Here is a 462-nt window from a genome sequence, read left to right as displayed (position 1 = left end):
GCGGCGGCGTGCTCGCGCTGATCATCCTCACCATCATGGTGCTGAACCGCGATGCGCTCGATGACCGCCGCGGCGCCGCAGCCGCCTCGCCGGCCGCCGGCAAACCGGGTGCTGCCGCCGCGACGTCGGCGGGCGTGGGCCAGGGCGCGATCGCCGAACATCCCATGGCCTTCCTGCGGCTGCCCTCCGTGTGGCTGTGCTTCTCATTCTTCTTCTGGACCACCTGCTCGTTGAGCGTCATCCAGAGCTTCGCCGGCCCCACGCTGCAGAAGATGTACGGCCTGCCGCTGTCGCTCACCTCCATGGTCGTCACCGGCTACATGCTGTGCGGCGCCGCCGGCATGGTGGTGGGCGGCTTCCTGGCCGGCCGCGTGGCGCGCCTGGAGCGCACCATCACTGTCTGCCTGCTGGCCACGGCCGTGCTGCTGGTCGTCGCCGGCACCGGCCTGCTGCCCGGCATGG

1 protein-coding gene is annotated in these 462 nt (G+C 71.4%); it reads left to right on the top strand.

Annotation, left to right across the window (positions count from 1 at the left end; all coding sequences use genetic code 11):
- Positions 1-462 (top strand): hypothetical protein (locus AC066S_RS39280; protein ID WP_478271975.1); only part of this gene is annotated, 462 nt, incomplete at both ends.

It is taken from the genome of Bradyrhizobium sp. CFUWI (assembly GCF_056429085.1).
This window is presented reverse-complemented; position numbering and strand designations above follow the sequence as displayed.